Here is an 18,786-nt window from a genome sequence, read left to right as displayed (position 1 = left end):
GGCTTTTTGATCTCGATAAGAGCAGCGTTGTTGTTGACGCTGTTCTTGTAGAGAAAGTCGCCGATCTTCTCACCTTTGCCTTCGATGCGACGACCCCGTCCTTGATGCGTTCTTCTGAAGGCTTCAGATACACATCCCAGCTACCCGGCACATTGCCCGGTTTCACCGTGATCTCTGGTGCACCCTCAATTCTCTGTCCGGGTATACGGCGTGCCATTGCTTACGCCTCTGCTTTCTTCCTGCGGCCCCGTTTGGGTTTGGGGGCGGTGGCGCGGGTTTCGCGGATGCGGGCGAGGAGTTCGGCGGCGGGTTCATCCGTGGGGTCTTGGGGGACAAGCTCACCTGCGAAGGCTTTGGCGAGGATGCGTTGATCCAGCCGGTCGGTGAGTTTCAGGGCCTTCTCGGCCTCGGCGGCGAGGCGGTCGATCTTGGCGAAGGCGGTTTCGATCCGTCGGACGATTTCGCGTTGTTCTGGTTGCTCCAAGTCAGGACATGGCAACCGTTTCAAATCTCTCAGATTTATTCCGGTCTGGGCGACACCTTTGATATTCGCCTTAATAAACTGCGCCGCTTGCCCTGAGCGCAGAAAATACATGATGAAATTAGCATCTGTATTGTCATCAACAGGTATGAGTGCAACCTCACGGCTGATGTTGTTGCTACGCATCGAATTAGGAACAACACAGGTTTCGCCAACCGACCCTCGAATTGCGATTAGAACTTCTCCACCCTCCAACCGAGTGCGTTCGTATTGCTCTGCAATTGTTGGGTCAACCAGCTTCAGACCCTCTTCCATAAGTCGGAAACCTTTGATGTCACCGGCGCGAACAGTGGGAATTCCTCCTACCTGATGTTCCCCAGTCTGGACAATCCCGTAAGGAATGCCTGTGTCACGATCCACCAAGTCGAGTAGCGGAACAGTCAGTTCGAATTGAGCAAACGCAGCGTCGATTACAGACTGACGATATCGCTCAACCAGCTTTGCGATGGCGGTAAGGTGGGTGCGGGCGGTGGTGGTGCGGGCACCGAGGGTGTCGAGTTTCCTCACAATCCGCCGTTGTTCGGGGAGTGGGGGGAGTGATACCTTCGTTTCTTCAAACTTTCCCTTTGTCACATGGCGCAGCCCAACCCCACCATGCGCTTTATCAATCAGCTCATTGAGCTTCTGATTGATTGCGTGGCGAAAGAACTCTCTGTCCAAGCTCTCACGGTCGAACTTCACGTTGAAAATGTGCTGATTGAGAACGGCGGGACCACCTGTCCAAACGTGAGCACCAAAAGAAGTGCCCGGCGTCCCTGACCACGCGAAAAGCAGATCACCGCTGTCAATCAGGAACCGCTCGCGGACCTCGCCATCAAACCTGTTGAATGGCTTGTCCGGATTGTTGAGGTTCTGAATACGGACAATTGGCAGCCCGCTTTCGGTCCAGTCGGTTGGCTTGAAAGCGCGCCCATTGATCAGATCACAAAGTTCGCCGATCTCGGCTTCGGTCCATCCCGTAGGCAGCTCGCTCATTCGGCCGCCTCCTGCTGTGCGGCCTGCGCCTGTTGCCAGTCGTGATAGGTCTGCTTGGAGCCTTTCACCTTCCACTCAGTGCGACCGTTCGCTTGCCGGTCTAAGACGATCCCAGCAGCCCTTGAGGGGCTTGAGAATGACCAAGGTTTTGTAAAGGTCAATTTACCTTCAGAGAGCGGTATTAAAACACCTTCCTGTATCAGCTGGTCTTTAAGCGCGCGGCTTGCCAGATAGGCATAACCCGCGTTCGAGAGTGCCTCTGAGCCTTCCAATACGATGAATTCACTGTCTTCTTCTACCGCCGTGGCCTGCACCCCGGTCTTGTGACGAATTTCAAACTGGACATCTCCCGTGGTGCGTTCCTCCACCGGTTTGGCGGTTTGTGTCACGGCGCGGGGCTGTGGTTTGAGCATGTCCAGCCCGATCACCGGTAGGACGATCCTCAAGTTCGCCAGAAATTGCTCCATATTCTCCACGTCCGCCTCGGGCAGCCTGCGGCGGCTAGTATCGGGCTGAGTGCCATTGTCGAGCGTCACGCGGCCCGCCTGCGCCGTCAGTTCGATCAGCCGCGCTTCAAGGTATTCGGCGTGGCCCTTGGACAGGTCATCATCGCTGGTAGTTACGGCGATGGCGGTTTCCCAGAACTCGCGCTCTTCGGCGCTTTGCTTGATCCGCTCGCGCACGGAATTGGCCGAGCCGATATAGACGCGGGTCATGCCCTGCTTGTCTGGGTCGGGGCCGGTGAGGACATAGACGCCGGTACGGTCCACCTCTTCGCGGCTGGTGAGGCTGGCGAATGTCGATTGGCTGGAGACAAGTACCACGCCCGTCCAGCCGTGGATCGTCGCCTTGCGCAGGCCGGTAGGTTTGCCATCGACAAGGAAGAGCTGGATGGTGCGCCCGAAGGTCTCTCCCGTGCTCATTCTACGGCCTCGACGACGGGGCTGTCTTCCAGTTCTTCGCTTAGCGCTTCGATCTCGTCCAGCGCGGCACGCAGGTGGCCCATGATCGTGGCGGCGATTTCGTCCGGCTCGGTCATGTCATCCTCGGGATCGCCGCTTTCATCACGCAGCCATGTCCAATCGAGGTTGTCGCCGCGCTCGGTGATCTGTTCTCGGGTCAACTTGCGCCAGCGGCTGTCTTCGCCTTGCTCTTCGCGGTCAGACCCGCCGAGGGGATCGGGGCCGAAGAGGCTTTCAAACTCATCGAAGTGTTGTGGCGTCAGCGGATTGGTCTTGCCGAAGGACGGCATGTTGGTTCGCAGGTCGTAGAACCAAACATCGCTGGTGGCCTGTTGCCCGTGGTTAGCCGGATAGACCTTGTCCGTCACCCGGGTGAAGAACAGCACGTTGGTCTTGACGCCTTGGGCATAGAATATGCCCGTGGGTAGGCGCAGGATGGTGTGCAGATCGCAGTTCACCATCAAGAAGCGGCGCAGCTCGGTGCCCGTGCCGTCGCCAAACAGGATGTTGTCGGGCATGACAATGGCGCAGCGCCCGCCCTTGTTGAGGTTGCGCACGGCATGTTCGAGGAAAGGCATGGGGCCGACGCGTTCGCCCGCTGTCAGGGTGAAATCCGGGCGGTTCACATTGCCCGACATCTTGTTGAACGGCGGGTTGGTCAGGATCACATCGGCCTTGCCGAGCGTTTCGCCCTGTGGCGCGCAGCTGTCTTCGCAGCCCACGAGGCTTTCGATCCCGTGCAGAAGCATGTTCATGACGCACAGGCGGTGGGTATCGGGCACCCATTCGTGCCCCCGGAAGGCAAGGCGGCGCTGGAAATTACCCTGCTCTTCGGACAGCGTAAACAGGTCGTCGGTGGTATCCTTGATCGCGCGATCTGCGGCGATCAGGAACCCGCCCGTGCCAGCAGCGGGGTCTTGGACAATCTCGCCGGGTTGCGGTTTGACCAAGCGAATGATGCTGTCGATCAGGGCACGGGGCGTGAAGTATTGGCCAGCCTTGGACTTGGTGGCAGAGGTCGTTTTCTCCAGAAGCCCTTCGTAGAGATCGCCCAAACCATCTTCACGAGCCGTGAACCAGTCGAGCTTGTCGATATTCGTTGTCAGCGTCTTGAGGTCCTTGGGCAGGCGGATATGGGTCATGGCATCGGTGAAGATCGCCAGCGTTACCGGGTCTGTCGTCTTCTTCGGGTTGCCCAGCTCTAGCAACATCGCCTTGTAGTATTCGAGCTGGTCCCCGCCCTCAATCGAGGCCAGTTTGCGCCAAGAATGCCCGTTCGGCAGGCGGGTTTCTTGCCCGGTTTCCTCCAGCATTTTGAGAAACAGCAGGTAGGTCAGTTCGTTGACGTAGTTCGAATAGGACACGCCCGCCGACTGTAGGGTTTTGCATTCGCGCCAGAGCTTGGCGACGATTTCAGCGGTGTTCGGGTTCATGCGCTCACTTTCCAGAGTTCTTCGTTAAAGTCGTGGAGGATGGTTTCCAGCTGACCGTTGAACACCCGGTTGAGGCGGTTGAAGCCCCCCTGTGCGGCAAAGGTGCCTTGGTCGATGCTGTCGCGGTCCACGACGATTTCTTTTGTGATTTGCTCGGCGATACGCCGCAACCAAGTCTTCTGTGGGTCAGTCCACTTGGCCTTGGCTAGGATCGCCTTTGTAGCGGATTGCACGCGAGTTTCAAACGGGATCAAGGGGTCGCCCAAGGCCGCCTGTCGGACGAAACCAATGATCGAAGCGGCGATATCTTCGTTTGAGGCATCGTTCCACGCGCGGCGCAGGCTCGTTTCTGAAAAACCCATCTTGTCCAGCTCAAGCCGCAGGTTCCGCAATTCTGTACGCGTAAGCTCTCTTGGCCGCTGGACCACGACTGAAAGCGCCGCGATCTTGTTCTGATTGTTCTTCACGAATGAGGTGAAGGTGTCCAAGAAATCCTCGGGTTTTTCGTACTCACCGTAGCCGGTGGTGACGGCTTCCATTCTATCTTCATGGTGTGAGATCGGGACGAGGTTCGGACCTGATCCATCCGGGTCCCAATCAAGTATTTTGCCCAAACCAGCGAACCGTTTGGCATATGCAGCGGCCTGCTCGGGTGTGTGGTTCTTTAATCGGTCCCGCAATTCCTCTGCGGTTTCTCCCGTAAGCTCCCTTATGGCCTCTGCCACCTTGCTTGGCAGTTTTCTGAGTTTGCGATGTAGCTTGGCCAGTACCTGATCGCGCACAAGCTCCCGCTGATCATCTTCATCAACCGATGCAAGCTCATCAAAAAGCTGCTCAAATGTTAGCTTGGGATTGCTGGCAACCGGTTTCATCTGCGTCAGGTCCTGCAAAGACGCGTAGAGATCCACGGCGTCAAAGATGCGAAAGACCTCCTTCCCGATATCGTCACACCGACGCGTAGCCCTCCCCAGCATCTGTTCATAGAGAATGCGGCTATTCACCCGCCGGATGAAAACGAGATTGGTGATCTTCGGAACGTCGATACCAGTGGTCAGCAGATCAACGGTAACGGCGATCTACGGGAAGGCATCATTTCGGAACGACCGGATCAACGCCCCAACCTTGTCTACGCTGCCCGTAATCTTTCGGATGGCTGCGTCTTCGATTGCCCCATACTGCGCCGCAAATGCCTTCTTCAACTCATTCACCACAATATCCGCATGGGCGTCCGTGGCTGCAAACACCAGCGTTTTTCCGTCCAGACTAGGGTCGATATGCTTTGCCAGCTCCTCTGCTACCACCTGATTGAACGGCTGCGTGATCACCCGTTTGTTGAAGGCTTCAACTTGAAAGTTCAGCTCGTCCGGGGTCGTGACATTGTCGATTTCTCCCGTCTGACTGTCGATGACTTCCACATCTTCTCCGGCCTCAAAAGTGATGCCGGCCTTGCTTAGCGCTGTCTGAAAACGAACTGGCGGTTCATGGTCGATCAACCACCCGTCAACGACGGCCTCTCGGTAGGTATAGGTATAAATTGGATCACCAAAAATCTGCGCGGTGTGCAGTGCTGGCGTGGCCGTTAGCCCGATCTTCACCGCATCGAAATACTCCAATACCCGACGATACTTCGAGACGTAGTCATCCTGACTTCGGAAGCTCAGTTCTGCATCCGACATTTCCCGGTCCAGCAAATAGCCACGGTGGCACTCGTCAATCACCATCAGGTCATATTGACCAATCGGCGGAATATCTGCGGGATCATTGTTGTAAAGAACGCGCTTCACCAACCCTTGAATAGTGCAAATGTGCACCCGTGTTTCCGGGTCCGGCTTGATGTCCTCAAGCCCTTTCATACCGAACAGCTGCCCGAAGGTCTTCGGTCCCTCAATGGCAGTGCTCATAAATTCGTCACTTGTCTGCGTGCCAAGCGCTGACCTATCCACGACGAAGCAGATGCGACGGAACCGCTTCGTGGCCAACAGACGGTACAGCATTGCAATGGCCAGCTTGGTCTTCCCGGTCCCCGTTGCCATTGCCACCAGCATTTCGCGCTTCTCTGTGCCAAGCGTCTTCTCGACCTCTTGGATCGCGGCTTTCTGATAGGGGCGAAGCTGAAAACCAAAATCAAAGGATCGGGCTTCCAAGGCAGCCTGAGCTTTGTCTTTTTCCACTTCCAACATGGAAACCAGTTCATCGGGCGAGAACCACCCCATGAGCGCGCGCCGAAGGTTCTGCGGCAATCTGACATCTCGAAACCAAATACCACTCTCGGTTTCGACCTGTTTAAGGTATGGGCGTCCATTCGTGGCGAAAACAAATGGAACAATAAATTCATCATTCCACTTTTCATTATTCCCGACACCCTGAATTCCTCTTGAGTACCTTTCAGCCTGATCAATCGCGGCAGAGACGTTTTTGCGGTACCGCTTCGCCTCAACAATTCCGACGCAGTTTTCGCCGACAAAAAGGGCATAGTCGGCTGGACCGGATTGAGTTGGCCACTCAGCGATTGCCAAATTTTTTCCTTTGGCGGGGCGTACGCCCTTGCCGTATCGCAGTTCCGAACTGTCGGCCTCCCACCCGCGATCCCGGAGTTGCTGATCAATCAGTTCTCGCGTTGATTGTTCATCGAGGTCGATGGCCCCAACGGCTGCGTTTGAAGCCTGTACGAACTCCATCTTTTGCGCAGCAGTCTGCACCTGAACCCGTGCCGCCAGCTCTTGCAGCTCTTTGTCTGCTTCCTGTGCCAAGGCCTCCCATGTCTGTCGTTCAGAAAGCTCACGTTGGTGCCTCGCCTCGGCGCTTTCAGCATCCAAAAGAGCTTGTTTCCTTTGTTCTTGTGCCTTTTGGGCAACTGTCAGCGCATCGTCTCTCTCGCGGCGTAGTCGCTCATCGGAGCGCAGGCGGTCAGCTCTACTATGCCATAAGGGACATCCCAAAAGACCTTCAGAAGAAATTTGGCCAGCGGCGTTTTCTAAAGAGCACGGGCGCTGGTGATCTTGAACAAGCCAAGCGGATTGCGGCGGGTTTCGATCTCGTTTGGCTTGAGAGGATCGAAAACGCGAGGAGAGGCCCAGGGAGAAATCCGTCACGCGAGGAGCGGGAGGCCCGAGTGCGACGCAGGGCTGAATTCTGGCGAGAACGGATCCGTAATGCCGTGCCCACTTCGCGTGAGATCGTTATTGCACAGATGAAGGAGGAGGCGAGCGAAGAGCGCAACCCCTACGATCTTGACGACCCCGAGGGGATCCGCCTTGGTGAGCTCTTCGTTGATATCGCGATGGGCGAGTATATCCCGCTGCACGATCACATTGAGGCCTTCCTGAGAGAAAAGGCAAAGTCAGCAAAGCCGAAAACGATTGAACTGTATCGAACCAGTTTGCAGCGATTTGCCGACTTCTTCGAAACCTCCTCGGATGTGACCATCGACTTCGTACGGCGCTGGGTTCAGATGCTGCGGGAAGAGAACGTTGCCGACAACACCTTGCAGCGCATGTTTTCCGCTGTGCGAGGATATTGGCGTTATCTTCAGGACGAGGGCATAATGCGCGCGAGCGAGGATCCTTTCGCGGGCGTGCTGCGTGTGTCTGAACGGGGACGAAATCGACCCGGAAAGGCGAAGCACTATCGGCCTTTCGAGACATCGGACGTCGTAAGGCTGTTGCGCGCCGCTGAAGAGAGGCGAGATGAGCAGCTTGCCAACTTGATCCAACTGGGAATGTGGACAGGATGCAGAATCGAAAGTCTTTGCTCGCTGCGCGTCGAGGATGTGACTGATCGATCTCTCAAAGTGAACGACAAAACCGAAGCGGGGGAGCGTGAGGTGCCGATCCACCCGGCACTCTATCCGCTCATCACCCGGCTTTGTGCAGAAAGTCAGGATGGCTATGTGCTTGGCGGGCTAACTAAGGACAAGTTCGGCAACCCAATCTCCGCTTTGGGAGGTTATGACTCCGCAAATCGTCAGCATATTTTCCATCGGATCGTGCAGAAAACAGTCGTTGCGCTCGGGGAGGTGTCCCTTGCGAGATCGACGTTCCCCGCCCTCGGGGCGTGATCTCTGCCTATGTCGCGCCAATCCTAATGATCGACTCGGTACTGCGGGTATTTTGGGCTGAGTGATGCGACGGTGGCCCTCTCATTACTCGAACCGCTCTCGTCGCGAACTAGCTTGGCAAGCGGCTATAAGTGATGGGCGATAACCTGAAAACGTGTGGTGATAACGTGTGGTGATCTACGAAATGGAGGCTCGCTAACCCATTGACGAATAAGGTATAATTTTCATGAGTGGAGGATGGCGGAGACGAAGGGATTCGAACCCTCGAGACGGTTTCCCGCCTGCACCCTTAGCAGGGGTGTGCCTTCGACCACTCGGCCACGTCTCCGTCGCCCCGTATATGCGGCTCGGGCGGGTAGAACAAGAGCCTTTTTCTGTGGCTGGAGGCCGCAGCGAAAAGGATGCGTTTTCCGCGCTCTATCTTGCGCGCGACAAAGGCGAGACGCTTCGCACGCCCTGACCTTGGTAACCAACACCCCCTGCCCCGGCGCGCAAAGCGATCCGCCCCCATTGGGGCGCGCTCAATGGCATGGCATCCCCTGCCCGTCTTGCTCAAAAAGCCACCATCCCCGCCGCTGCGCAGGATTTCGCGCCTTGCGGGGTTGGCAAGGGCGGCTTGGCTGGCTAGGGAGGGCCGAACCGTCCCGGCGGGGCGCCTGCGCCCCTGCGCCGGATGCCCGCCAACTGACCACCGAACGCAAACCCCACCCCACCGGCCCGCGCCCGATCCGCGCCCTCCGGTCGTCGAAGAGGTTTTCCATGCTGTCCCTTTCTGCCTATCGCGCCCAATGGCTGGGCAATATCCGCGGCGATGTGCTTTCCGGCCTTGTTGTGGCGCTAGCCCTGATCCCGGAAGCCATCGCCTTTTCCATCATCGCAGGCGTTGACCCGAAGGTGGGCCTTTACGCCAGCTTCTCGATTGCGGTGATCACGGCGATCACCGGCGGGCGGCCGGGGATGATTTCGGCGGCAACAGCCGCAACGGCGGTCTTGATGGTGACGCTGGTGCGCGATTACGGGCTGCAATATTTGCTGGCTGCCACGGTGCTAGCGGGGCTGATCCAGATTGGCGCCGGGGTGATCAAACTCGGCCGGGTGATGCGCTTTGTCTCGCGCTCGGTGATGACGGGCTTTGTGAATGCGCTCGCTATTTTGATCTTCATGGCGCAATTGCCTGAACTGGACCCGCGTCAGGTGACCTGGATGACCTATGCGCTGGTCGCGGCAGGGCTTGGGATCATTTATCTTTTCCCGCTCATCACCCGCGCGGTCCCCTCGCCGCTTGTGACGATCATCGTGCTGACCGCGCTCACCATCTTCTTTGGCTGGGATGTGCGCACGGTGTCCGACATGGGCGCGCTGCCCGATACGCTGCCGGTCTTCTTGATCCCGGACATTCCGCTCACTTTTGAGACGCTACAAATCATCTTCCCCTATTCGGTCGCCGTGGCCGTGGTGGGGCTTTTGGAAAGCCTGATGACGCAGCAAATCGTTGATGACCTGACCGACACCAATTCGGACCGGAACCAAGAATGCATCGGCCAAGGTCTGGCCAATGCGGCCACCGGCTTTATTGGCGGCATGGCGGGCTGTGCGATGATCGGCCAGTCAATGATCAACGTGAAATCGGGCGGGCGGGGGCGGCTTTCGACCTTTACCGCCGGGGTGATGCTTTTGTTCTTCTGCGTGGTTTTGGGCGATTGGGTCGGGCGTATCCCGATGCCGGCGCTGGTGGCCATTATGATCATGGTCTCGATCGGGACGTTCTCTTGGTCGTCAATGAAGGCATTGCGCAGCCACCCGACCTCAAGCTCCATCGTGATGCTCGCCACCGTTGCGGCAGTGGTTTGGACCCATAACCTTGCCATTGGTGTGGTGCTGGGCGTGCTGCTTTCAGGCATTTTCTTTGCCGCCAAAATCGCCCAACTCTTCCGCGTCACATCGACGCTTTCCGCCGATGGCCGCGCGCGCACCTACCGCATTGAGGGGCAGCTTTTCTTCGCCAGTGTCGAAGATTTCATGCGCGCCTTCGACTTCCGGGAAGCGCTTGAACACGTCACCATCGACGTGAGCCACGCCCATATCTGGGACATTTCGTCCGTTGCCGCGCTCGACATGGCCGTGTTGAAGTTCCGCCGCGATGGCGCCACGGTTGAGATCGTCGGTATGAACGAAGCGTCCGAGACCATCGTGGACAAACTGGCGCTGCATGACAAACCGGATGCGCTTGATAAGCTGAATGCGCATTGAGGCGGAGGAAAGACCCATGACCGACACGATCATCGCCTTCGTCGACGGCTCGATCTATTCGCATAGCCTGTGTGAATACGCCGCCTGGATCGCCAAGCGCACCGGCACCGCCATTGACCTTGTGCATGTGCTGGGCCCGCGTGAGGCTTCTGCGCCTTCAGACTATTCCGGATCGATCAAGCTGGGCGCGCGCACCGCGCTGATGGAAGAGCTTGCCAGCCTTGATGAGCAACGCGCCAAGCTGGTGGCGCATCGAGGCCGCGCCATTTTGGATGACGCCACCACCGTGATCCGCGAAGCAGGCGTTGAGGCCGTGACGCCGCATTTGCGCCATGGCGAGATTGCCGAAACCGTGGGCGAACAAGATCTGGCCGCCACGATGGTGCTGATCGGCAAGCGCGGCGAAACCGCCGAAAAGCCCGACCGTGCTTTGGGCCAAAACCTTGAGCGGATCGTGCGCGCGAGCCACCGCCCGGTGTTTGTGGCCGCGCGGGCCTTCAAACCCGTCGAGCGCGTGCTGGTCGCGTGGGATGGCGGCCCCTCGGCGATGCGGGCCGTGGATTTTATGGCGCGCAGCCCGCTCTTTGCCGGGCTTTCGGTGCGGCTTGTCACCATTGGCAACAACACCCCCGAAGCGCGCCGCAGCCTTGACGATGCCGCCGCCCTTTTGGGCGCGGCCAGCATCAAGGCCACGGCAGAGGTGATCCCCGGCCAACCCGCTGCCGTGCTCGGCCGGATCGAGGAGGAAGAGGGCTTCGATCTTTTGGTGATGGGCGCATATGGCCATTCGCGCATCCGCACGATGATTGTGGGCTCCACCACCTCAGAGATGATCCGCACCTGCCACAGCCCGGTGCTTTTGGTGCGCTAAAGAGTGCGGGCGGGGCCCCTGCCCTGCCCCTCTTGCTTGAACCCGCAAGCGCATTTTCCCATATAGGCGCTGTGTCCACGGGCTAACAAAAAGGAAACCCAGTGCAGAAGATGGACCTGCCCGAGCGCGCAGATTGGCGCGCCAAGGCCGAGGAACAAGGCTTCACCTTTGCCGATATGCATGGCGAGCCCTATTGGGAAGAAAGCTCCGCCTATTGCTTCACCCTGCGTGAGATCGAAGACAAGATCGAAGATCCGGCGACCGAACTGCATGGCATGTGCCTGCAAGCGGTCGATCATGTGCTGCAAAGCGAAGAACTGCTCGACAAGCTCGCCATCCCCGAAGCGCATCGCGATTACATTGCCGAAAGCTGGCGCGCGGGAGAACCCTCGCTTTATGGCCGGTTTGACCTTGCCTATGACGGAGAAGGCCCGGCCAAGCTATTGGAATATAACGCTGATACGCCGACTTCGCTTTACGAAACGGCGGCCTTCCAGTGGCAATGGCTTGAAGATCAGATCGCCGCAGGCGTGCTGCAAGAGGGCGATGATCAGTTCAACGGCCTGCATGAGGCTCTGGTCGCCCGCTTTGCGGATCTGTTTGAGCCCGGCACCGAACTCCATTTCACCGCCATTTCCGGCGCGCCCGAGGATTACGCCACCGTCGAGGCGCTGGGGTGGGCCGCGCGCGAGGCGGGGATGGGCGCGCATTACACCGATCTGGAAAAGATCGCGCTCAGCACCGAAGGCCAGTTCTTGGATGACCAAGACCGGGTGATTGGCACGCTTTTCAAGCTTTACCCATGGGAAGACCTGCTGCGCGATGAGTTTGCCCAAAACCTCACCAGCGCGGGCTGTTTGATGATTGAGCCGCCGTGGAAGGCGATCTTGTCAAACAAAGGCATCCTGCCGGTGCTATGGGAAATGTTCGAGGGGCATAAGAACCTTCTGCCCGCGTTTTTCGAGCAAGACATCGCCCCGATGCTGGATGGTACCGGCAACCTGCCGCCCAAACTCGCCGCCCGCTTTGCCCGCGCGGCCAAGGCGCTTGAGGTTGGTCATGTGACAAAGCCGCTGTTCTCGCGCGAAGGCGCCTCGATCGCCATTCACCCCGGCGAGGACGCGCCAGAAATTTCCGCCGATACGAGCTACGACCAGCACCCCAAGATCGTGCAAGCCTATCAGCCGCTTCCGGTAATGGGTGGCTTCCGCCCCGTTTTGGGCGCGTGGATCGTGGGCGAGACCTGCTGCGCGCTTGGTATTCGGGAAGACCGTAGCCGGATCACGCAGGATCTGTCCCGCTTCAAACCCCATTTCATCCGCGACTGACCCCGGAGACCCAAATGTCCAAACGTTCCACCTCTGTCGCCCTGTTTTTGGTTGGTGCCACAGCCTTTGCGCTGGCGGGCTGCCGCGAAGAAACCGTTGATGCGCAAGCCTTCCCCGACCTGCAAAGCTGCCTGGATGCCACCGGGTCGGGCAGCCTGTTTTCTGCAGATGATTGCCGCCAAGGCTTTGAAGAGGCGCAGGCGCTCAATGCCGAAACCGCGCCGCGCTATGACAGCCTAGAGGTCTGCGAGGCGCAATATGGCGAAGGCAATTGCGGCAGCGAGCAGCAGGTGACGGGCGGCAGCGGCATGGGCAGCATCTTCATGCCGCTTTTGGCGGGGTACCTGATGGGCAATATGCTGGGCGGTGGGCGTGGTCTTGGCGCGCAACCGCTGCATCGCACCGCCGATGGCCGCTTCGCCACCCCCGCAGGCACCACCTATGCCAATAACACCGGCAAAGGCAAAGTCGGCGCGGGCGCCTTCACCAAAGCGCCGACCACGGTGGGCAAACCGCCGCTGACCAAAGCCACGGCAGCGCAACGCGGTGGGTTTGGGTCTTCGGCCACCCGCTCCACAAGCGGCGTGCGCTCGATGGGCGGGTAAACGACGGGCGGCGAAACCGCTTAGCTTGCCAAAAGCGACTGCGCGGCGGCCCGCGCCGCGTCGGTCACCTCGGCCCCGGAAATCATCCGGGCGATCTCATCCACCCGCGCCTCGGGCGCAAGTGGCACCACGCGCGAGGTGGTCATGCCATCGGCCACAGATTTTGCCACTTGGAAATGCTGCGCGCCGCGTGCGGCCACTTGCGGCGAATGAGTGACCACAAGCACCTGCGCGCCTTCCGATAGCTTTGCCAAACGCCGCCCAACGGCATCAGCCGTGGCCCCGCCCACGCCCCGGTCAATCTCGTCAAAGATCAAGACCAGCGCATCCGCGCCTTTGGCGAGCACCACCTTCAGCGCCAGCAAGAAGCGCGACAGCTCCCCGCCCGAGGCGATTTTATCAAGCGGCCCCGCAGGCGCGCCGGGGTTCGTCGCAACGGTAAAAGCCACGGCATCGCTGCCCTCTGGCCCCGGCTCGCCCGCACCGATCAGCGTGGCGAAAACCGCGCGTTCCAGTTTCAGCGGTGCAAGCTCTGCCGCCATCGCCGCATCAAGCCTGCCGGCCGCCGCGTGGCGCGCCTTTGACAATTCCGCCGCGGCGGCCTGATAGCGCGCTTGCGCTTGCGCAACCTCGGCCTCGAGCGTGGCGATCCCCTCTTCGCCCGCATCAAGTGCGGCAAGCCGGTCTGACAATTTCTGCGTCAAATCGGCCAATTCATCGGGCTGCACCCCATGTTTGCGCGCCGCAGCCCGCAAGGCAAACAGCCGCTCTTCACAGGCTTCAAGCGCGCGCGGGTCAAAAGACATCGCCTCAAGCGCAGCCTCCACCCCTGCCGAGGCCTCGCCCAGTTCAATCAAAGCGCGTTCAAGCGCCGCCAAAGGCGCATCCAACTGCCCCTCCGCGCGATCTGCCGCTCCTTGCAGCCAGCGATCAGCGTCGCGCATCGCGCCTTCGGCCCCTTCAAGGCCCAGCATTTGCGCTGCCCGTGCCACATCAGAACGGATCTTTTCCGCCGCCTGCATGACGCGGCGCTGCGTATCAAGCCGATCTTCCTCACCGGGTTCGGGAGCGAGCTTTTCCAACTCCGCCACCGCATGGCGCAGAAAATCCTCTTCGCCCTTCACCGCCGCGAGCGCCGCTTGCGCCGCCGAAAGCCGCTTGGCCGCTGCCGCGCGCGCCGCCCAAGCCGACCGGGTCGCCGCCAAAAGGCCGTCATGCCCCGCAAATAGATCAAGCGCCGCGCGGTGACCGCGTGCGTTCAACAGCCCACCATCATCTTGCTGGCCGTGCAATTCCACCAAGGTGGCCGAAACGCTGCGCAACACATCGCCCGAGGCACGACGGTCGTTGATATAAGCGGTTTTGCGCCCGTCTGCGCTGTTCACCCGGCGCAAGATCAGCTCATCCGACACCGGCAAACCCGCCGCGGCCAAAACCCCGCGCGCAGGATGATCGGCGGGCAGATCAAAAACCGCCACCACCTCGCCCTGCGACGCGCCTTTGCGCACCAGTTCCGCGCGCCCGCGCCAGCCAAGCACAAAGCCCAAGCAATCGAGCAAGATCGACTTGCCGGCCCCGGTCTCGCCGGTCAGCACATTGAGACCCGGCGCGAAATCGAGCTCCAGCCGATCAATCAGTAACATGTCTCGAATATCGAGCGTGCGCAGCATCTTGGCCCCCGGATGCGCCCCGACCCCGGTTACCCGGTCAGAGCCACTCGCCCTTGATGACCTGACGATAAATCGTCGACAGCCAGCTTGTGCCCTTGGCTTCCGGCTCAAGACCCTGCTTTTGCAGACGCTTATAGGCGTCTTCATAGAAGGGCGAGGATTGGAAGTTATGGCCAAGAATCGCCCCGGCGGTCTGCGCCTCATCGGTCAGGCCAAGCGAAAGATAGGCCTCCACCAGGCGCATCAGCGCCTCGGGCGTTTGCGTCGTGGTCTGATATTGCTCCACCACCACGCGGAAGCGGTTGATCGCGGCGGTATAATGCCCCTTCTTCAGATAGAAGCGGCCGATTTCCATTTCCTTCGAGGCCAGATGGTCGAAGGCAAGGTCGAACTTGAGCGCGGCCGAGCGGGCATAATCGCTATTGGGATATTCCTCGATCACGGCGCGCAAAGCTTGCAGCGCTTGGAAGGTCAGACCTTGGTCGCGGCCCACCTCGTCGATCTGGTCATAATACGAAAGCGCGAGCAAATATTTGGCATATGCGGCATCTTCCGAACCCGGATATGTGTCCAAATAGCGCTGCGCCGAAGCGCGCGCATCTTCGTATTTCTTGGCTTTATGCTGGGCAAAGGCCTGCATGATCAGCGCGCGTTTGGCGTATTCCGAATAGGGATAAAGCCGTTCCACCTCAGAGAAATAGCGCAAAGCTTCCACCGGGCGGCGCGGGTTGCCAACCTCAAGCTCATATTCGCCGCGCTTGTAAATCTCTTCTGCGGTGAAGTTCTCCAGCGGTGGTTCTTTATTCGAGCTGCCACACGCGGCCAGCGTCGCAACCAACACCAGACTTCCGACCCGAAGCGCCGCCGTTCTGCCCAGTGCCATGCCCTGCCTCTTCCCGTTCTGCCGCCGGATTCGCTCCGGCACATCGCTTTTGGCCCCAAACGGGGCGCTGTCCTGCTCGTCCTAGCACAGAAAAATCGGCTGCGCAAAACGCCTTTCGCACCTGAGACGACGGGTTTTCTTAACCGTGACCACTACGGGGCACACATAATGCAGAAGGCCCCGAAGGGCCCACCGCAAGATCAAGATTATCGAAAGATCAGCGCGCCGCAACCGCTGCCGGGCGCATAACGCCCGCACCGGGCAAACGATGCACCTGCTCCAACGAGCAGGTTTCCCGCCGCCACGCCGTCGGATCGGCAAAAAGCGCCCGCAAAAGCTTGTTGGTCAGCGCATGGCCCGCACGCGAGCCAACATAGCGCGCCATCAAAGGCGCACCGGCGAGCGCAAGGTCACCCATCGCATCAAGCATCTTGTGACGCACGGCTTCATCGGCGTGGCGCAGGCCACCGGGGCTCAGCACTTTTTCGCCATCAACAACCACGGCGTTTTCATAGGTGCCGCCAAGGGCCAGACCATTGGCGCGCATGAAATCCACATCCGCCTGACGGCAGAACGTGCGGCTGTCCATCAATTCGCGCACGAACGCGCCATTCGACATGGTGAGCCGTTTTTCCTGACGCCCAATCGCGGCATCGGTGAAATCAATCGCGAAGTCGATTTCCAGTGTATTCGCGGGTTCCAACCGCGCCACGGCCTCCCCGTCACGCACTTCCACGGCCTTGAGCACACGGATCGCGGTCAGCGGTGCCGACAGCGTGCGCAAACCAGCGCGGCGGATTTTCGCCACGAAAGGCGCCGAAGAGCCATCAACGATTGGCACCTCCGGCCCGTCAATCTCGATCAGAACATTGGCGATGCCCAGCCCCGCCAACGCCGCCATGATATGTTCGATGGTCGAAACTGAGACGCCCTCGTCATTTTCGATCAGCGTGCACAGTTTCGACGGCGTCACACGGTTCCACAGCGCGTCGATACGCGGGTTCACGCCGCGCACATCGGTGCGGCGGAAGATAATGCCGTGATCAGCGGTCGCCGGATGCAGCACCATGCGCACGGGTTCCCCCGAATGCAGGCCAACACCCTCAAAGGCGACGGATTTCGCAAGCGTAGTCTGCACGATCATGCGACCTTTCATTCCCTTCACTCCGAACCCTCCGACAGGGAGCAGAGTTCCCATGCTCAGTTAAAAGCAGGTCGCACACATAACAATTCACCTTTTGCAACAAACTGAAATATAGACGGGTCGGTTTGGCAGAACCCTGCCGAAAGCACCCTAAGCGCATGATTTAAAAATGAAAAAGGCCGGGTCTCCCCGGCCTTGATGCGACATTTCGTGATGCGTCAATTTGCCTGACGGCGCAGGAAAGCCGGAATTTCGATCCGATCTTGATCGGTTTCGGCTTCTTCCTCGTAAGCTTGGTGCTGCGGTGCGGCAGGCATGGTGCGCTGAGTCGCAGCCGCGCCCTCACCCGCATGACCCGTCATGCGATTAATCAAGGAGTTAATCCCAAAGCGGCCCTTCTCGGCGCCTTGCTGCGGCGCGGCACCACGGCTGGCTGCCATCGGCTGCTGACCTTGCGCCGGGCGCTGATAGCCACCAGCGGCGGGCACTTTGTTGACAGCGGCTTGCAACCGGGCCAGCGCCTCGGGCGAGGGTTGGCCGGGTGCGCGCGGACGCGGTGCCACGAAGCTGGCTTCTTCATCATAGGCCGGGGCTTCGGTCGCATATTGTTGCGCCGGACGCGATTGATAGGCCGGCGGCGGCAACTCGTCTTCGACGGCAGGCTGCGGCGCGGGGCGCGGTTGCGCCACAGGCTGCGGCGCCTGCGCGGCGGGCTGCGGACGCATCGGTTGCTGCGCGGGTTGCATCGGCTGCGCCGGCGGCTGGTAGGCGGCGGGCGCTTCCGTCGGCGCTTCGAACAGCGTGCGATCATAGCCCTGCGCGGCTTCGGGCTGCGCGGCGGGCTGGCTCGCAATCGGCTGCGCCGAGGTCACTTGCAGCGTCGGCTTCGCCGGTTCCGGCGCGGGCGTCGGTTTCAGCGGCTCGGCCATCGAACGGCGCGGCACCGGGATTTCGTTCGTCACGGGCGCGGCGTCGATCCCGGTGGCCACCACCGAAACACGCATGCCGCCTTCCATATCGGGATCGAGCGTCGAGCCGACGATGATATTCGCATCCGGGTCCACTTCTTCGCGGATCCGGTTCGCGGCTTCATCAAGTTCAAACAGCGTCAGATCATAGCCGCCGGTGATGTTGATCAGCACACCTTTGGCGCCTTTGAGGCTGATTTCATCCAAGAGCGGGTTCGAGATCGCCTTCTCAGCGGCAACCACGGCGCGGTCGTCGCCCGTGCCCTCGCCCGTGCCCATCATGGCTTTGCCCATCTCGTCCATCACCGCGCGAACATCGGCGAAGTCGAGGTTGATCAGGCCGGGACGGACCATCAGGTCGGTGACCCCTTTGACGCCTTGGTAAAGCACGTCATCGGCCAGCGCGAAAGCTTCGGTGAAGGTGGTCTTTTCATTCGCCAGACGGAACAGGTTCTGGTTCGGAATGATGATCAGCGTATCAACGACCTTTTGCAGCGCCTCGATGCCAGCTTCCGCCTGACGCATGCGTTTGGGGCCTTCGAATTGGAACGGCTTCGTCACCACGCCAACGGTCAGAACACCAAGCTCGCGCGCGGCTTGCGCGATGATCGGCGCCGCCCCCGTGCCAGTGCCGCCGCCCATACCCGCGGTGATGAAGCACATATGCGCGCCCACAAGGTGATCGACGATTTCTTCGATCGTCTCTTCGGCAGCACTCGCCCCAACGCTCGGCCGGGCGCCAGCGCCAAGACCTTCGGTCGCTTTCACGCCCATCTGGATGCGCGCACGCGATTTCGATTGTTGCAGGGCCTGCGCATCGGTATTGGCCACGACGAACTCAACGCCCTCAAGCGCTTTCTCGATCATGTTGTTGACGGCGTTACCGCCTGCCCCACCAACACCGAACACGGTGATCCGCGGCTTGAGGTCTTCGTGCTCTGACATGCTCAGATTCAAGGTCATAGGAGTCCGCCTGTGTGTTCGCACGGCCTTGTGTCGGCCGACTGTCCCCGAAATTAGAAGAATACTACCGATGATTCCGGGTTACGTCACCCGAAAAACATCAGTTTTCCACAAAATATGGCAGTCTAAATGCCGC

Annotated in this window: 14 protein-coding genes and 1 tRNA gene; 5 read left to right on the top strand and 10 right to left on the bottom strand. The window is 59.7% G+C overall.

Annotated features, from left to right (window positions below):
- Positions 1 to 220: 220 nt before the first annotated feature.
- From CRO18_RS09190 to hsdR, 5 genes are all read right to left on the bottom strand, one after another.
- Positions 221 to 1,516 carry a restriction endonuclease subunit S gene (locus tag CRO18_RS09190; protein ID WP_097081893.1) on the bottom strand — a complete coding sequence of 432 codons (1,296 nt, stop codon included), beginning with the start codon at positions 1,514 to 1,516 and terminating at the stop codon, positions 221 to 223.
- Entirely contained in the window at positions 1,513 to 2,439 is a 927-nt protein-coding gene (locus tag CRO18_RS09185; RefSeq protein WP_097081892.1) for a GIY-YIG nuclease family protein, read from the bottom strand. The genes CRO18_RS09190 and CRO18_RS09185 overlap by 4 nt, the downstream gene beginning before the upstream one ends.
- Positions 2,436 to 3,911: an N-6 DNA methylase gene (locus tag CRO18_RS09180; RefSeq protein ID WP_097081891.1), complete on the bottom strand. Its 1,476-nt coding sequence runs from the start codon at positions 3,909 to 3,911 to the stop codon at positions 2,436 to 2,438. Before CRO18_RS09180 ends, CRO18_RS09185 begins: the two co-directional genes overlap by 4 nt.
- Positions 3,908 to 4,819: a type I restriction-modification enzyme R subunit C-terminal domain-containing protein gene (locus CRO18_RS18975; protein WP_212710094.1), complete on the bottom strand. Its 912-nt coding sequence runs from the start codon at positions 4,817 to 4,819 to the stop codon at positions 3,908 to 3,910. The genes CRO18_RS09180 and CRO18_RS18975 overlap by 4 nt, the downstream gene beginning before the upstream one ends.
- A gap of 168 nt (positions 4,820 to 4,987) precedes the next feature.
- Positions 4,988 to 6,727, bottom strand: a complete 1,740-nt coding sequence (gene hsdR, locus CRO18_RS18970) for a type I restriction-modification system endonuclease (RefSeq protein ID WP_249276025.1) — start codon at positions 6,725 to 6,727, stop codon at positions 4,988 to 4,990.
- On the opposite strand from hsdR, the gene CRO18_RS09170 reads away from it, so the two are divergent.
- Positions 6,670 to 7,968: a site-specific integrase gene (locus tag CRO18_RS09170; RefSeq protein ID WP_143128619.1), complete on the top strand. Its 1,299-nt coding sequence runs from the start codon at positions 6,670 to 6,672 to the stop codon at positions 7,966 to 7,968. The two genes, hsdR and CRO18_RS09170, sit on opposite strands and share 58 nt — an antisense overlap.
- 238 nt (positions 7,969 to 8,206) lie before the next feature.
- Here CRO18_RS09170 and CRO18_RS09165 read toward each other — a convergent pair.
- Positions 8,207 to 8,296: transfer RNA gene (locus CRO18_RS09165), tRNA-Ser, on the bottom strand.
- Between the two features lie 431 nt (positions 8,297 to 8,727).
- On the opposite strand from CRO18_RS09165, the gene CRO18_RS09160 reads away from it, so the two are divergent.
- The 4 genes from CRO18_RS09160 (at position 8,728) to CRO18_RS09145 (ending at position 13,022) form a co-directional block, all read left to right on the top strand.
- On the top strand, positions 8,728 to 10,218 hold the full coding sequence (locus CRO18_RS09160; RefSeq protein ID WP_076483045.1) for a SulP family inorganic anion transporter: 1,491 nt from the start codon (positions 8,728 to 8,730) through the stop codon (positions 10,216 to 10,218).
- Positions 10,219 to 10,234: 16 nt separating this feature from the next.
- Entirely contained in the window at positions 10,235 to 11,089 is an 855-nt protein-coding gene (locus CRO18_RS09155; RefSeq protein WP_076483044.1) for a universal stress protein, read from the top strand.
- Between the two features lie 101 nt (positions 11,090 to 11,190).
- Positions 11,191 to 12,417 carry a glutathionylspermidine synthase family protein gene (locus CRO18_RS09150; protein WP_097081889.1) on the top strand — a complete coding sequence of 409 codons (1,227 nt, stop codon included), beginning with the start codon at positions 11,191 to 11,193 and terminating at the stop codon, positions 12,415 to 12,417.
- A 14-nt stretch (positions 12,418 to 12,431) separates the two neighbouring features.
- Complete coding sequence (locus CRO18_RS09145) at positions 12,432 to 13,022, top strand: DUF1190 domain-containing protein (RefSeq protein WP_097081888.1); 591 nt, start codon at positions 12,432 to 12,434, stop codon at positions 13,020 to 13,022.
- Positions 13,023 to 13,042: 20 nt separating this feature from the next.
- Here the strand turns inward: CRO18_RS09145 and recN are convergent, their stop codons facing one another.
- The 4 genes from recN to ftsZ form a co-directional block, all read right to left on the bottom strand.
- Complete coding sequence (gene recN / locus CRO18_RS09140; protein WP_097081887.1) at positions 13,043 to 14,692, bottom strand: DNA repair protein RecN; 1,650 nt, start codon at positions 14,690 to 14,692, stop codon at positions 13,043 to 13,045.
- Between the two features lie 37 nt (positions 14,693 to 14,729).
- Positions 14,730 to 15,575 carry an outer membrane protein assembly factor BamD gene (locus CRO18_RS09135; RefSeq protein ID WP_076483040.1) on the bottom strand — a complete coding sequence of 282 codons (846 nt, stop codon included), beginning with the start codon at positions 15,573 to 15,575 and terminating at the stop codon, positions 14,730 to 14,732.
- Positions 15,576 to 15,792: 217 nt separating this feature from the next.
- Positions 15,793 to 16,713 carry a UDP-3-O-acyl-N-acetylglucosamine deacetylase gene (gene lpxC, locus CRO18_RS09130; RefSeq protein ID WP_076483548.1) on the bottom strand — a complete coding sequence of 307 codons (921 nt, stop codon included), beginning with the start codon at positions 16,711 to 16,713 and terminating at the stop codon, positions 15,793 to 15,795.
- A 224-nt stretch (positions 16,714 to 16,937) separates the two neighbouring features.
- Positions 16,938 to 18,650 carry a cell division protein FtsZ gene (ftsZ, locus tag CRO18_RS09125; protein WP_097081886.1) on the bottom strand — a complete coding sequence of 571 codons (1,713 nt, stop codon included), beginning with the start codon at positions 18,648 to 18,650 and terminating at the stop codon, positions 16,938 to 16,940.
- Positions 18,651 to 18,786: the final 136 nt, after the last annotated feature.

It is taken from the genome of Rhodobacter sp. JA431, assembly GCF_900217725.1.
Lineage (GTDB): Bacteria > Pseudomonadota > Alphaproteobacteria > Rhodobacterales > Rhodobacteraceae > Rhodobacter > Rhodobacter aestuarii.
The sequence above is the reverse complement of the archived record's forward strand: the minus strand, read 5'-3'. Positions and strand labels throughout refer to the sequence as shown.

What these genes read in the sequence shown, in the direction of transcription:
- recN (WP_097081887.1), bottom strand. Translation starts at nt 14,692, where the DNA reads ATGCTGCGCACGCTCGATATTCGAGACATGTTACTGATTGATCGGCTG.
- CRO18_RS09170 (WP_143128619.1), top strand. Translation starts at nt 6,670, where the DNA reads ATGTCTGTCGTTCAGAAAGCTCACGTTGGTGCCTCGCCTCGGCGCTTT.
- CRO18_RS09180 (WP_097081891.1), bottom strand. Translation starts at nt 3,911, where the DNA reads ATGAACCCGAACACCGCTGAAATCGTCGCCAAGCTCTGGCGCGAATGC.
- ftsZ (WP_097081886.1), bottom strand. Translation starts at nt 18,650, where the DNA reads ATGACCTTGAATCTGAGCATGTCAGAGCACGAAGACCTCAAGCCGCGG.
- CRO18_RS09145 (WP_097081888.1), top strand. Translation starts at nt 12,432, where the DNA reads ATGTCCAAACGTTCCACCTCTGTCGCCCTGTTTTTGGTTGGTGCCACA.
- CRO18_RS09155 (WP_076483044.1), top strand. Translation starts at nt 10,235, where the DNA reads ATGACCGACACGATCATCGCCTTCGTCGACGGCTCGATCTATTCGCAT.
- CRO18_RS09135 (WP_076483040.1), bottom strand. Translation starts at nt 15,575, where the DNA reads ATGGCACTGGGCAGAACGGCGGCGCTTCGGGTCGGAAGTCTGGTGTTG.
- CRO18_RS09185 (WP_097081892.1), bottom strand. Translation starts at nt 2,439, where the DNA reads ATGAGCACGGGAGAGACCTTCGGGCGCACCATCCAGCTCTTCCTTGTC.
- CRO18_RS09160 (WP_076483045.1), top strand. Translation starts at nt 8,728, where the DNA reads ATGCTGTCCCTTTCTGCCTATCGCGCCCAATGGCTGGGCAATATCCGC.
- CRO18_RS09190 (WP_097081893.1), bottom strand. Translation starts at nt 1,516, where the DNA reads ATGAGCGAGCTGCCTACGGGATGGACCGAAGCCGAGATCGGCGAACTT.